This is a genomic window from Proteus genomosp. 4 str. ATCC 51469, assembly GCF_003144375.1.
Classification (GTDB): domain Bacteria; phylum Pseudomonadota; class Gammaproteobacteria; order Enterobacterales; family Enterobacteriaceae; genus Proteus.
Genome location: NZ_PENV01000012.1, coordinates 23,241 through 36,731, shown reverse-complemented (window position 1 = coordinate 36,731; position 13,491 = coordinate 23,241). Strand labels below are relative to the sequence as shown.

At 39.4% G+C, this 13,491-nt stretch carries 12 protein-coding genes; 8 read left to right on the top strand and 4 right to left on the bottom strand.

Features of this window, described 5'->3' with window-relative positions; translation table 11 throughout:
• Positions 1-133 precede the first annotated feature (133 nt).
• The 4 genes from DK866_RS11870 to map form a co-directional block, all read right to left on the bottom strand.
• Positions 134-520, bottom strand: coding sequence for a DUF3461 family protein (locus tag DK866_RS11870; protein ID WP_006535910.1), 387 nt, complete (start codon positions 518-520; stop codon positions 134-136).
• Between the two features lie 70 nt (positions 521-590).
• Positions 591-1,415: a 2,3,4,5-tetrahydropyridine-2,6-dicarboxylate N-succinyltransferase gene (gene dapD, locus DK866_RS11865; protein WP_109409068.1), complete on the bottom strand. Its 825-nt coding sequence runs from the start codon at positions 1,413-1,415 to the stop codon at positions 591-593.
• A gap of 34 nt (positions 1,416-1,449) precedes the next feature.
• Positions 1,450-4,095: a bifunctional uridylyltransferase/uridylyl-removing protein GlnD gene (gene glnD, locus DK866_RS11860; protein WP_109409067.1), complete on the bottom strand. Its 2,646-nt coding sequence runs from the start codon at positions 4,093-4,095 to the stop codon at positions 1,450-1,452.
• 154 nt (positions 4,096-4,249) lie between these two features.
• Positions 4,250-5,047 (bottom strand): type I methionyl aminopeptidase, encoded by a 798-nt coding sequence (map, locus tag DK866_RS11855; RefSeq protein ID WP_072070011.1) that lies wholly within the window; start codon positions 5,045-5,047, stop codon positions 4,250-4,252.
• Between the two features lie 596 nt (positions 5,048-5,643).
• Here map and rpsB point away from each other — a divergent pair.
• From rpsB to rseP, 8 genes are all read left to right on the top strand, one after another.
• On the top strand, positions 5,644-6,369 hold the full coding sequence (gene rpsB, locus DK866_RS11850) for a 30S ribosomal protein S2 (RefSeq protein WP_036934040.1): 726 nt from the start codon (positions 5,644-5,646) through the stop codon (positions 6,367-6,369).
• 135 nt (positions 6,370-6,504) lie between these two features.
• Positions 6,505-7,356 (top strand): translation elongation factor Ts, encoded by an 852-nt coding sequence (tsf, locus tag DK866_RS11845; RefSeq protein ID WP_109409066.1) that lies wholly within the window; start codon positions 6,505-6,507, stop codon positions 7,354-7,356.
• Between the two features lie 136 nt (positions 7,357-7,492).
• Entirely contained in the window at positions 7,493-8,221 is a 729-nt protein-coding gene (gene pyrH, locus DK866_RS11840; protein ID WP_109409065.1) for a UMP kinase, read from the top strand.
• Positions 8,222-8,333: 112 nt separating this feature from the next.
• On the top strand, positions 8,334-8,891 hold the full coding sequence (gene frr, locus DK866_RS11835; protein ID WP_109409064.1) for a ribosome recycling factor: 558 nt from the start codon (positions 8,334-8,336) through the stop codon (positions 8,889-8,891).
• Positions 8,892-9,082: 191 nt separating this feature from the next.
• Positions 9,083-10,276 carry a 1-deoxy-D-xylulose-5-phosphate reductoisomerase gene (ispC, locus tag DK866_RS11830; protein WP_109409063.1) on the top strand — a complete coding sequence of 398 codons (1,194 nt, stop codon included), beginning with the start codon at positions 9,083-9,085 and terminating at the stop codon, positions 10,274-10,276.
• A gap of 283 nt (positions 10,277-10,559) precedes the next feature.
• Entirely contained in the window at positions 10,560-11,261 is a 702-nt protein-coding gene (gene uppS / locus DK866_RS11825) for a polyprenyl diphosphate synthase (RefSeq protein ID WP_208105101.1), read from the top strand.
• A 1-nt stretch (position 11,262) separates the two neighbouring features.
• On the top strand, positions 11,263-12,126 hold the full coding sequence (cdsA, locus tag DK866_RS11820; RefSeq protein ID WP_109409062.1) for a phosphatidate cytidylyltransferase: 864 nt from the start codon (positions 11,263-11,265) through the stop codon (positions 12,124-12,126).
• A 9-nt stretch (positions 12,127-12,135) separates the two neighbouring features.
• Positions 12,136-13,488, top strand: coding sequence for a sigma E protease regulator RseP (rseP, locus tag DK866_RS11815; protein WP_109409061.1), 1,353 nt, complete (start codon positions 12,136-12,138; stop codon positions 13,486-13,488).
• Positions 13,489-13,491 lie beyond the last annotated feature (3 nt).

The following is a 13,491-nucleotide window of genomic DNA, read 5'->3' as shown; positions in this document are numbered from 1 at the left end:
GGTCAATATGAAAATGAGTAAAGTGTCATATTTTAAATACCGCTTATTTCTATTTTATCAGAAAATAAGCGGTACTTTATGTAAAACTAACGTCTTAAATCGACTAAAATTAATTAGCCTTTGTGTCATATTATCAACGACGGGTTAGTTTTTCTAAATCAGCTTCAATTTCAGCAATCTTATTTGCAACAACATGTTCAAGATGGCGTAAATCGTCCAGAATTTTATGTTTTAAATCGACTTCTACTTGGTCTTGTTGGCAAATTTGATCTAATTCTTCAATAACATAACGTAAGTTAGTATTAATTTCATTTACTTCTTTAAAACCTTGCCCTGATTGACCATCAGAAATCGTTTTACGTTGACGCGGATATTTAAATTTTACGCTTTTTGCAAAAAATTCACCTTTATCTTTGCGAAAATAGATTTTTAAAATATCGTTGTTAGCTTCTTGGCGTAGGGTATAGCGGTCAATATCTTCAGGATGCGGGATCCCTAAATTTTTTAAATTATCGTACATATATTGGCACCTGATAGAAAAATGGGTGAAAGAATAGCGAACAGAATTAATTCTATCCGCTGTTCTTATATTAGTCGATAGTTCTTAACAATTCATTAATACCAACTTTTCCGCGTGTTTTAGCATCCACTTTTTTTACGATCACTGCACAGTACAGACTATAACTCCCATCTTTAGACGGTAAATTACCTGACACAACGACAGAGCCTGCGGGTACTCGGCCATAATGTACTTCGCCCGTTTCTCTGTCATAAATTTTTGTACTTTGGCCAATATAAACGCCCATTGAAATAACTGCACCTTCTTCGACAATTACGCCTTCAACAATTTCAGAGCGTGCGCCAATAAAACAATTATCTTCAATAATGGTTGGGTTTGCTTGTAGTGGCTCTAAAACACCGCCAATTCCTACACCGCCAGAGAGGTGAACATTTTTACCGATTTGAGCACATGAACCTACTGTTGCCCATGTATCGACCATGCTACCTTCATCGACGTAAGCACCAATGTTGACATAAGATGGCATTAAAACAGTGTTGCGGGCGATATAAGCACCTTGTCTAACGGCTGCTGGAGGAACAACACGAAAACCTTCTTTTTCAAAACGATCTTGGTCATAGTCAGCGAATTTCATAGGTACTTTGTCAAAATAGCGACTTTCACTGCCATCTATCACTTGATTGTGATTAATACGAAAAGAGAGTAGAACCGCTTTTTTCAACCATTGATGAGTCACCCACTGACCGTCAATTTTTTCCGCCACTCGTAGTTTCCCGCTGTCTAACTGTGCAATAACGTTATTAATTGCGTCACGAATATGAGGCTCAACGTTGTTTGGAGTGATATCGGCACGTTGTTCAAAGGCGTTATCAATAATAGATTGTAATGCTTGCATCAATAGTATTTCCTATATGTATTGTCGTGGGTTCCTATATTTTATCCTTTGAAACTAGGGCTTTTGTCAACCTTTCTACGACTTCATTCTTCATTTTTTGGTTTAATGCCTTATTTTCGCTATCGGTTAATACGAAGAAATCCTCAACACGTTCACCTATTGTGGTGATCCTTGCGCCATGTAATGACAATGAAAGATCAGCAAAAACTTTACCAATAATTGCTAATAATCCTGGGCGATCTCGTGCAAATAATTCCATATAAGTGCGTTTATTATGATTAGATGCAACAAAGTTAATTTTTGTTGGAACATCAAAGTGGCGTAATTTTGCAGGCAGCGAACGTGTTTTCGCGTTGTTGTTATAAGGAGCTGATACAACTTGGATCAAAGCGTTGCGGATAGCATTATATCTATCAGTAGCAAGAGGCTTACCATTAGGCTCTAACACAATAAATGTATCCATAGCCATATTATCGCGGTTAGTAAATATTTGTGCGTTATGGATGCTTAAATTACGTCTATCAAGTTCACCTGCAACGGAGGCAAAAAGAGAGGGTCTATCTGCGCACCAAATAAATATTTCTGTGCCACCATGTTCTGTTTGTTGACTGATTAATACCATGGGATCAGCACTATTATGTTCAATTAAAGCAAGGGCATGCCATGCAATCTGTTCTGGTGTGTGTCGCAAAAAGTAATCGGCGTGACAACGCCCCCAAATTGCTTGCAATTTTTCTTCATCAACATGCTCTGTACGTAAAATAGTTAGTGCTTGCAAACGATGATGACGGATGCGTTCACGTAAATCAGGAATAGAATGCATACCTTGGCGTAATTGGGCTTCTGTTGATAGAAAAAGCTCACGTAATAAGCTCTGTTTCCAACTATTCCATAGACTACTGTTGGTCGCGCAGATATCAGCAACAGTCAAACATAAAAGGTAGCGTAATCGACTTTCATTTTTTACTTCTGATGCAAATTGAAAAATGATGTCGGGATCTTGAATATCACGTCTTTGTGCTGTGACAGACATAAGTAAGTGATGACTAACTAACCATTCAACTAATGCTGATTCCCTTTGATTTAAACCATGTTGTTGGGCAAAGTGGGCAACATCTTGAGCCCCTAGCACAGAGTGATCACCATGCCGGCCTTTAGCTATATCATGAAAGAGTGCAGCTAAACGAAGCAATTCAAGCTGTGGCAGTTGTGGGTAAATATCAACACAGAGTGGGTGTTTTTCATGATTTTCTGGGGAACCAAAGCTTTCGAGCTTTTGTAAAACACGGATAGTGTGTTCATCAACAGTATAGGCATGGAATAAATCAAACTGCATTTGCCCCACAATGTTATTCCATTGTGGAAAATAAGCTGCGAGCACACTGTGTTTGTGCATAGGAACAAATGCACCAGAAACAGCATGAGGATGACGCAAAATCTGCATAAAAACTTGGCGTGCTAGTGGGTACTCACACAAAGGTTGGACTAAATGACGACGCGCATAACGTAAATGGCGTAATGTTGTAGAATAAATTCCAGTGATCTCTTTATGCTCTGCCATACGTAAAAATAGGCGCATAATGGCGATAGGATCATCAAGAAAACAGCTATCATCGATAACATCAATGAGTGAGCCTCTTAGCTGGAATTCATTATCTAATGGTCGAGGTTTTACATTGGGTTGTAAAGCAAGGATGGCTTCATCAAATAACTGAAGCAGCATATCGTTTAACTCACTAACACGGCGAGTTACGCGATAATAATCCTTCATCATTTTTTCAACCGGCTGATTGCCTTCTCCTTGATAATTTAAGCATTGAGCAACGTTAAGTTGTCTATCAAATAGTAGGCGATTATCGTAGCGAGAAAGCACTAGGTGTAATGCAAAACGAATTTTCCACAGAGTGTATTGGCACTCTAGTAATTCTTGTCCTTCTGCGGGAGTTAAAAAGCCAAAGTTCACCATTTCTGAGATGGAGGTTGCACCAAAATGTCGATGGGCGACCCAAATTAAAGTATGAATATCGCGAAGACCGCCAGGGCTACTTTTAATATCTGGTTCTAGGTTATAGCTGGTACTATGAAATCGTTGATGTCTTTGTTTTTGTTCTTCTATTTTGGCTGCGAAAAAATCAGGTGATGGCCAAAATCCTTGGCTGAAAATATGATTAATTAACTGTTGATACAGTGATTGATTACCACAAATCAAGCGAGCTTCTAGCAAATTTGTCGCTACCGTTAAATCAGAGAGACCTTCTAAAAGACACTCTTCCATTGTTCTAACACTGACACCGATTTCAAGACGCACATCCCAAAGTAAGGTAATTAATTTACTGATTTTGTCGGCTATTTCTGGTGATAAAGCTGAATCACTTAAAAATAGAAGGTCAATATCAGAAAGGGGGTGTAACTCTTCTCTGCCATAACCACCAACAGCAATAATACTAAGGTCAGGATAATCAGATAATTGAGTATAACGCCATAATTGAGTTAATAGCTGGTCAATGAAATGGCTACGGGCTTGAAGCAATAAAGTTACATCGACATTGTGGTGAAAAGCATCAGCTAACCAAGACTGAAATTGTTCGATAGATTGTTTTAGTTCAGTGTGATTTTGTGTGTTTTTCGTCAGCAAAAAAGGGGAAGGGGGCTGTGTTTGAAATACGTTATTAGTGGTCATCATTCGTCTTCTTACTCAATGTTTGCCTATAGCATTAAGACTAATGTTAAAACGATAACCTGACTAGCAATTCTGTTATTCCATTATAAATAAAATAAAAAAAGCGACACATCTCGAAAGAATATGTCGCCTTTACACTGTAAACTGAAGAGTATTATTCGTTAATTAAAACCGCAGAAATAAATGGTTCTTCTTCTTTGCGTAATGTCATGATTTCACAGCCGTTATCAGTAACGACTAAGGTGTGTTCATACTGTGCAGACCAGCCTCTGTCTTTGGTTTTAACAGTCCAGCCATCTTTCATTGTACGAATACGGTAATCACCAGTATTAACCATAGGTTCAATGGTGAATGCCATCCCTTTTTGTAACACAACACCACTATCATCTGCATCATAGTGTAGGACTTGTGGTTCCTCATGGAATCCTTCGCCAATACCATGGCCGCAGTATTCACGAACAACAGAAAAATCATGCCCTTCAACAAATTTTTGAATAGCTTTACCCAGTTCACGTAAGCGAATACCTGGTTTTACCATTTTAATTGCTAAATATAGGCTTTCTTGGGTGATGCGACATAAACGCTCACCTTGAATGGTTGGTTTTCCTACGATAAACATTTTTGAGGTATCGCCATGAAAACCGTCTTTAATAACAGTGACATCAATATTAACAATATCACCATCTTTAAGGATTTTTTCTTCGCTAGGAATTCCGTGGCAAATAACATCGTTAACAGAAATACAAACTGATTTAGGGAAACCATGGTAGTTCAGACAAGCAGGGATCGCTTGTTGTACATTAACAATATGTTCATGACAAATACGGTCTAATTCAGCGGTATTTACGCCAGGTTTTACGAAAGGTGCGATAATTTCAAGAACTTCTGCCGCAAGACGACCTGCGACGCGCATTTTTTGAATATCTTCTTCTGTCTTGATTACAATAGCCATTTGAGTTCTTCGTCTAGATTAAGGCCACAATACGCATGACATAACACAAGTTGGTTGTTTCATATTTTGTATTGCAGGTTAAATGAATGATGATGAGAAATAATTCTGATTACCATTTATGATATCAGCAGAAAGTAGGCATGCCAATAAAGAGGATGTGTGTAATCTGTCTAATATCGAGAATAATTACGAACATTACGCCTTCTGAATCTGATTGTCTTTACATATTGCGCTTTTCTCTTTGGCATTTTTTATAGAGATTTGATATTAGAGCAATATTCATAGTAATCACTTTAATAATCTCTTTTTTCTCTATTTAATATCGCCAGTTTTATGTCAAATTCACCATTATCAAACACAAGTAATAGTGGTTTCTTAAGGTTATTTATGGTATAAAGCGCGCCGGAGTTCTGTTATTGCATCACATCTAGAGCAGTAACAGTAAATCTGAACATTCAATTGTGTTAATTACACACACAAATCGGCACATAACGCCGGGGTGCTCTTATGTAAAGGTTAAACTTTACAGCTGATGAGTCGGTCGTATGGGATTTGTGGACGAAATAACCCCAAATTTAAATTTATAGAGGTCTAAAATGGCAACTGTTTCAATGCGCGATATGCTGCAAGCCGGTGTTCACTTCGGTCACCAAACTCGTTACTGGAATCCAAAAATGAAACCATTCATCTTTGGTGCGCGTAACAAAGTTCATATCATTAACTTGGAAAAAACTGTTCCAATGTTCAATGAAGCTCTGGTTGAACTGAACAAAATTGCTTCTCGTAAAGGCAAAATCCTGTTTGTTGGTACTAAGCGCTCTGCCGTTGAAGCTGTTAAAGAAGCAGCAGAAAGCTGTGACCAGTTTTTTGTAAACCACCGCTGGTTAGGCGGTATGCTGACTAACTGGAAAACTGTTCGTCAGTCAATCAAACGCCTGAAAGATTTAGAATCTCAGTCTCAGGACGGTACTTTTGACAAACTGACCAAGAAAGAAGCGTTAATGCGTTCTCGTGAACTTGGTAAGTTAGAAAACAGCCTGGGTGGTATCAAAGACATGGGCGGTTTACCTGACGCTCTGTTTGTTATCGATGCTGAACACGAACACATTGCTATCAAAGAAGCAAACAACCTGGGTATCCCAGTATTTGCTATCGTTGATACTAACTCTGATCCAGATGGTATCGACTTCATTATCCCTGGTAATGACGATGCAATCCGTGCGGTTAAATTATATCTGACCGCTGCAGCTACAGCTGTTCGTGAAGGTCGTTCTCAAGATCTGGCTGTTCAGGCTGAAGAAGGCTTAGTCGAAGCTGAATAATAAGGCATGCTCGTAAGAGCCCTTATTTAACCAGGTATTGCTATATATTGGTTAGGGGGCCTCAATAGGCCCCCTTTACACATCTGCTATGAGAACATCTATGGCTAGCCCATAGAAAAGTCGAGGAAGAAACAAATGTCTGGAATTACCGCTGCATTGGTAAAAGAACTGCGTGAACGTACTGGCGCAGGCATGATGGAATGTAAAAAAGCGCTGGTTGAAGCTAATGGTGATATCGAATTAGCAATCGACAATATGCGTAAATCAGGTCAAGCAAAAGCGGCTAAAAAAGCAGGCCGTGTTGCTGCTGAAGGTATCATCCTTGCAGAAGTTGCTGCTGATGGTAAATTCGGTGCGCTGGTTGAACTGAACTGTGAAACAGACTTCGTTGCTAAAGATGCTGGTTTCATCGCTTTCGGTAAAGAAGTTATGGCTACTGTATTAGCAGACAAAACTGATGATATCGAAGCTCTGAAAGCTAAATTTGAAGAAGCTCGTACTGCATTAGTTGCTAAAATCGGTGAAAACATCAACATTCGTCGCGTTGCTGTATTAGAAGCTGAAGAATTAGGTACTTACCTGCACGGTGCTCGTATCGGTGTTTTAGTTTCAGCTAAAGGCGCTAACGAAGAACTGATCAAACACATTGCTATGCACGTTGCTGCAAGCAAACCAGAATATGTTCGTCCTGAAGATGTTCCTGCTGACGTTGTTGAGCATGAGCACCAAATTCAGATGGATATCGCAATGCAATCAGGTAAACCACGCGAAATCGCAGAAAAAATGGTTATCGGTCGCATGAACAAATTCACCGGTGAGATTTCTCTGACTGGTCAGCACTTCGTAATGGAACCAAGCAAAACTGTTGGTGAACTGCTGAAAGAAAACAATGCTGATGTTATCAACTTCGTTCGTTTCGAAGTAGGTGAAGGTATTGAGAAAGTTGAAGCTGATTTCGCAGCAGAAGTTGCTGCAATGAGCAAATAATAACGCTTAGCGTTAACAGAGCCGCCTAATGGCGGTTCTGTTTTGTTTTAATCTCCACTGACCGTTTGCTTTTTTTTGTTAAAAAGAGAAGCTATCTAAAACCTCCAATTAACTAATCTGCTTAGGACAGAACACCATGGCAACCAATGCAAAACCCGTATATCAGCGAATTTTACTAAAGCTGAGTGGCGAAGCTCTACAAGGCGCAGAAGGTTTCGGTATCGATGCGAGCGTACTTGATCGCATGGCTCAAGAAATCAAAGAACTCGTTGAATTGGGTATACAAGTCGGTGTCGTAATTGGCGGTGGTAACTTGTTCCGTGGCGCAGGTCTTGCGGCGGCAGGTATGAACCGTGTTGTGGGCGACCACATGGGAATGCTCGCGACAGTAATGAATGGCTTAGCAATGCGTGATGCATTGCATCGTGCTTATATTAACGCACGGCTTATGTCAGCATTTCCACTAAATGGTGTCTGTGATAACTACAGTTGGGCGGAAGCAATTAGCTTATTACGCCATGGTCGAGTCGTTATTTTCTCGGCTGGTACAGGCAATCCATTCTTTACTACCGATTCAGCTGCGTGTTTACGCGGTATTGAAATTGAAGCTGACGTTGTATTAAAAGCAACGAAAGTGGACGGCGTTTATTCAGCCGATCCAACCAAAGATCCTGATGCAGTACTTTATGAACAACTGACTTATCAGGATGTATTAGAACGTGAATTGAAAGTCATGGATCTTGCTGCATTCACATTAGCCCGAGATCATAATTTACCTATCCGCGTATTCAATATGAATAAACCGGGTGCATTACGTCGGGTTGTAATGGGTGAAAGTGAAGGAACTTTGATTTCTCACGCTTAATACACAGAGACAACGGTATAATTTGGCGTTAACATCAAGAGTACGCCAATTCATTTATGTCGATATAGTTTGATATCGACTGGAAGATAACCAGTTCCCAAGGGTTTATAACGTGATTAATGAAATCAAAAAAGATGCTCAAGAACGCATGGATAAAAGCGTTGAAGCACTAAAAAGCCAGATTAATAAAGTTCGTACTGGTCGTGCGTCTCCAAGCCTTTTAGACGGTATTGTAGTGGAATACTACGGAGCGCCAACCCCATTAAACCAAGTTGCTAACGTTGTTGCAGAAGATGGCCGTACACTGGCAATTACGGTTTTCGACCGTACTTTAGCTCCAGCTGTCGAAAAAGCGATTATGGCATCAGATTTAGGTTTAAACCCTTCATCTGCTGGTACGATTATTCGCGTTCCACTGCCACCATTAACAGAAGAACGTCGTAAAGACCTAATCAAAGTTGTTCGTGGTGATGCAGAACAAGGCCGTGTTTCTGTTCGTAATATCCGTCGTGATGCTAACGATAAAATAAAAGCATTACTGAAAGATAAAGAAATCAGCGAAGATGATGAACGCCGTTCTCAAGATGACATTCAGAAATTAACTGACATGTTCATTAAAAAAATTGATGAAGCATTAGCACTGAAAGAAGCAGAGTTAATGGAATTCTAATTTTATATCTTTTTTTGATAATGCCGCTTTTAGCGGCATTATTTTTGGTTATTTATTTGAAATTTCGTGCTTAATACCTTCTTTTTGTCACATTATTTATTAAAGTTTTCATCTTTCTCCCTCATTTACCTTGTCATACTGATATAATTCTCTTTAATTAAAACGTTGTAGACATACTGATTGATTAATAAATGAAACAAATAACTATATTAGGCTCAACAGGGTCTATCGGAACGAGCACACTTTCCGTTATTGAAAATAATCCTGGTGAATATCAGGTTCTTGCCCTAGTAGCAGGAAAAAATGCAAATAAAATGGCGCAACAATGTGTCACTTTTCAACCTAAATATGCTGTGATGTCTGATGAACAAAGCGCAAATCAGCTTAGACAGTTACTCGCCAATACATCCTGTAAAACAGAAATCTTATCCGGCTCCCATGCAATTAATGAGATAGCAGCACTCGATGAAGCTGATCAAGTCATGTCTGCGATAACCGGTGTTGCTGGACTAAAACCAACACTTGCAGCTATAGAGAAAGGTAAAAGAATTTTATTAGCCAATAAAGAATCACTGATAACCAGTGGGCGTCTTTTTTTTGATGCGGTGGCTAAATATGGTGCAACTGTATTGCCGATTGATAGTGAACATAACGCGATTTATCAAAGTTTACCTAAAGCTATCCAAGAAAATTTAGGCCATGCATCTTTAGCTGATGAAGGCGTGACCAGTATATTACTAACGGGTTCAGGTGGGCCTTTTCGTTATACTCCGTTAGAAGAACTAGAGGCAATGACGCCAGATCAAGCTTGTGCACATCCAAATTGGTCGATGGGGCGAAAAATCTCAGTTGATTCAGCAACAATGATGAATAAAGGGTTGGAATATATTGAAGCTCGCTATTTTTTTAATGCTTCAGAAGAAGAAATGGAAGTAATTATTCACCCTCAATCCGTTATTCATTCAATGGTTCGCTACCGTGATGGCAGTATTATTGCTCAAATTGGTGAACCTGATATGAGAACACCAATTGCGTACTCAATGGCTTATCCTCATCGAACTCAATCAGGTGCAAAAGCATTAGATTTTTTTGAGATTCAATCGCTAGAGTTTATTCGTCCAGATTATCAACGTTACCCTTGTTTAGCACTTGCCATTGAAGCATCTAAGCGTGGGCAAGCGGCAACAACAGTGTTAAATGCGGCTAATGAAGTCGTTGTTGATGCTTTTTTACACGAAAAAGTGAAGTTTACTGATATTGCTAAAATTAATCGAAAAGTTGTTGAACATTTTGACCTATCAGAGCCTCAAAGTATTAATGATGTTCTAGAAATTGATAAATTAGCCAGATTAGAAACTCATCAGATAATCACTCAATTTGTATAATGGTGATTATATTTAATATAGGGTGTTTGTTCGTCTTTCTGGCTAATGGTATAGTTGCCGAATCACTAAAGACAATAATGAAAATTAACAGTTCATTACTAAAGCTACTGCTTTAGCAACTTTGAGGCTTTGCCAAAGGCCGTGGGTGACACGGTTTTTTTTTGTGCATGGGTTATCCGAAGAGGACTGTCTGTATCAGTATCAGATTAGCAAAGGGTTAAATTGAGTGAACTTATCCAGTGACGATTCATCCGCATCAAAACCAAAGCATGTTGCTATCATTATGGATGGCAATGGACGCTGGGCTAAAAAGCAAGGGAAACTCCGAGTAACGGGGCATCGCGCGGGAATTAAAGCAGTTCGGGATGCGGTTAGCTTTTCCGTAAAACACAAAATTGAATCACTGACGTTATACGCATTTAGTAGCGAAAACTGGAATAGGCCTGAGCAAGAAGTTAGTTCTCTCATGGAATTATTTGTCTTCGCCTTAGACAACGAAGTGAAAAGCCTACATAAACACAATGTTAAACTTACGGTTATCGGCGATATCAGTCGTTTTAGCCGTCGTCTACAAGACAGAATTAAAAATTCTGTTGCACTAACTGCGAATAATACAGGACTTAATTTAAATATTGCTGCTAATTACGGTGGACGATGGGATATTACTCAAAGCGTAAAACAATTAGCGACCTCTCTCTCAAAAGGAGAAATTAATCTCGAAGATATTAATGAAAATGCCATATCTTCACATCTTTGCTTGCATAATCAACCTTGTGTCGATCTTGTGATCCGTACAGGTGGTGAGCATCGCATAAGTAATTTTCTTATTTGGCAGATAGCTTATGCTGAGCTTTATTTTACACAGGTTTTATGGCCTGATTTTGATGAACAAGTTTTTCAGAATGCACTAGATGCTTTTGCTAAACGGGAAAGACGTTTCGGTGGTACTACATCAGAAACAGATACTATAAATCTGGGAGGATAACTTGCTTAAGTATCGTGTCATCACCGCATTAATTTTAATCCCTATTGTTATTGCAGCACTATTTCTACTGCCTCCGGCAGGTTTTGGGTTAGTGATTATTGCAATATCAGGCTTAGCAGGTTGGGAGTGGGCGCAATTTATTGGCTGGCATTCTCAAGGTAAACGTATTGCAACAGGGATGGGTTTTGCTGCATTGTTGTTAATTATGCAGTTATCTTTACCCAATTTTGACCACCTACTCGACACTCCAATGATAAAAAATGGTTTGTGGGCTGGTTTAATTTGGTGGGTAGCCGCAATTTTATTAGTTGTAAGTTATCCTAATTCAGCCAATATGTGGAAAAATTCAGTTTTTATTAAGCTATTGTTCGGTATATTGACGATTGTTCCTTTTTATTGTGGCATGATGGCATTGCGCATGTTGGGGTATAGCACTGATACTTACACAGGCGCATGGTGGTTATTGTATGTCATGATATTAGTTTGGGCTGCTGACTCTGGTGCTTATGCATTTGGACGCTTAATGGGGAAACATAAAATGGCCCCTAAAGTGTCGCCAGGTAAAACCCTTGAAGGGTTGGTTGGTGGATTGATTACTGCTGGTGTGGCTTCGTGGTTATTTACCCATTTTGCACCCGTAATTGAAGTTCCCAATAATTTATTATTAATATCAGGTGTTGTTGTCATTGTATCGGTATTTGGTGATCTGGCTGAAAGTATGTTTAAACGTGTTTCAGGCATAAAAGATAGTAGCCAATTAATACCTGGGCATGGTGGTGTGCTTGATAGAATTGATAGTTTGACTGCAGCTATCCCAGTTTTTGCAGGATTGGTCTTCCTGATTTCTTCTGGCTTTAAACTATAAAGGTAAGTAATGGGTATCCTGTGGAATCTTGCCGCATTTATTATCGTTTTAGGTATTTTGATTACGGTACATGAGTTTGGGCATTTTTGGGTAGCTAGGCGTTGTGGGATCTATGTTGAGCGTTTTTCTATAGGTTTCGGAAAAGCTATCTGGCGAAAGGTAGATAAACACGGCACTGAATTTGTTATCGCATGGATACCTTTGGGTGGCTATGTAAAAATGTTAGATGAACGTGTTGGTGAGGTTCCTCCTGAACGACGTCATCTAGCTTTTAATAATAAAACGGTAGGGCAGCGAGCTGCCGTTGTTGCTGCAGGACCTATTGCTAACTTTTTGTTAGCAATCGTCGCCTATTGGATTGTTTTTATGATAGGTGTTCCTGCATTAAAACCTGTAATTGCAGACATTCGTCCGAATTCTATCGCAGAACAAGCAAAATTAACGCCTGGAATGGAACTAAAATCCGTTGCAGGTATCGAAACGCCTGATCAGAACTCAGTTCGTTTAGCATTAGTCAGTAAAATTGGTGCCAAAGAGGTTTCATTCGTTGTATCAGATCCAAATTCTCTCTCTGAGAGTGAGAATATACTGAATTTACAGCAATGGAATTTTGATCCTGAGAAACAAGATCCCATCTTATCTTTAGGGATTATGCCTGTTGGCGCGAGATTGGACTCGAAAATTGTTGAAGTAACGGTAGGTTCTGCTGCTGAAAAAGCAGGTTTACAGGCAGGGGATCGTATCGTTACAGTTGATGGTCAGCCAATTGATACATGGCATCCATTTACTTATTTTGTTCGACAAAGCCCAAATAAAACATTGGCGCTTCTTGTTGAACGCAATGGCTCGTCATTGGAATTAATGATTACACCGACAGCTATTGCACTGAAAGACGGCACTGAAGTAGGGCAAGTTGGTGCGCAATTACAAGTATTACCTCCTGATGAGCAATACTTGATAATGCAACAATACAACCCATTTTCAGCACTGTATGAAGCTTCTGATAAAACATGGCAGTTGATGGGTTTAACTGTCAAAATGATTGGCAAGTTAGTGGTTGGTGACGTCAAACTAACTAACCTTAGTGGACCTGTTTCTATCGCGAAAGGCGCAGGAATGTCTGCTGATTCTGGGTTTGTTTATTATTTGATGTTTATGGCGCTTATTAGTGTCAATTTGGGGATCATTAACTTGTTTCCCCTGCCTGTCTTAGATGGCGGGCACCTGCTTTTCCTGGTTATCGAAAAGATAAAGGGAGGGCCGGTATCTGAGCGTGTACAAGATTTCTGTTATCGTATTGGTATTATGGCACTGATGCTTTTAATGGGACTTGCACTTTTCAATGATTTCTCTCGCTTATAATTG

Bases quoted from the DNA above. Each gene is read 5' to 3' on its own strand.
- DK866_RS11870 (WP_006535910.1), bottom strand. From the start codon at position 520: ATGTACGATAATTTAAAAAATTTAGGGATCCCGCATCCTGAAGATATT.
- dapD (WP_109409068.1), bottom strand. From the start codon at position 1,415: ATGCAAGCATTACAATCTATTATTGATAACGCCTTTGAACAACGTGCC.
- glnD (WP_109409067.1), bottom strand. From the start codon at position 4,095: ATGACCACTAATAACGTATTTCAAACACAGCCCCCTTCCCCTTTTTTG.
- map (WP_072070011.1), bottom strand. From the start codon at position 5,047: ATGGCTATTGTAATCAAGACAGAAGAAGATATTCAAAAAATGCGCGTC.
- rpsB (WP_036934040.1), top strand. From the start codon at position 5,644: ATGGCAACTGTTTCAATGCGCGATATGCTGCAAGCCGGTGTTCACTTC.
- tsf (WP_109409066.1), top strand. From the start codon at position 6,505: ATGTCTGGAATTACCGCTGCATTGGTAAAAGAACTGCGTGAACGTACT.
- pyrH (WP_109409065.1), top strand. From the start codon at position 7,493: ATGGCAACCAATGCAAAACCCGTATATCAGCGAATTTTACTAAAGCTG.
- ispC (WP_109409063.1), top strand. From the start codon at position 9,083: ATGAAACAAATAACTATATTAGGCTCAACAGGGTCTATCGGAACGAGC.
- uppS (WP_208105101.1), top strand. From the start codon at position 10,560: ATGGATGGCAATGGACGCTGGGCTAAAAAGCAAGGGAAACTCCGAGTA.
- rseP (WP_109409061.1), top strand. From the start codon at position 12,136: ATGGGTATCCTGTGGAATCTTGCCGCATTTATTATCGTTTTAGGTATT.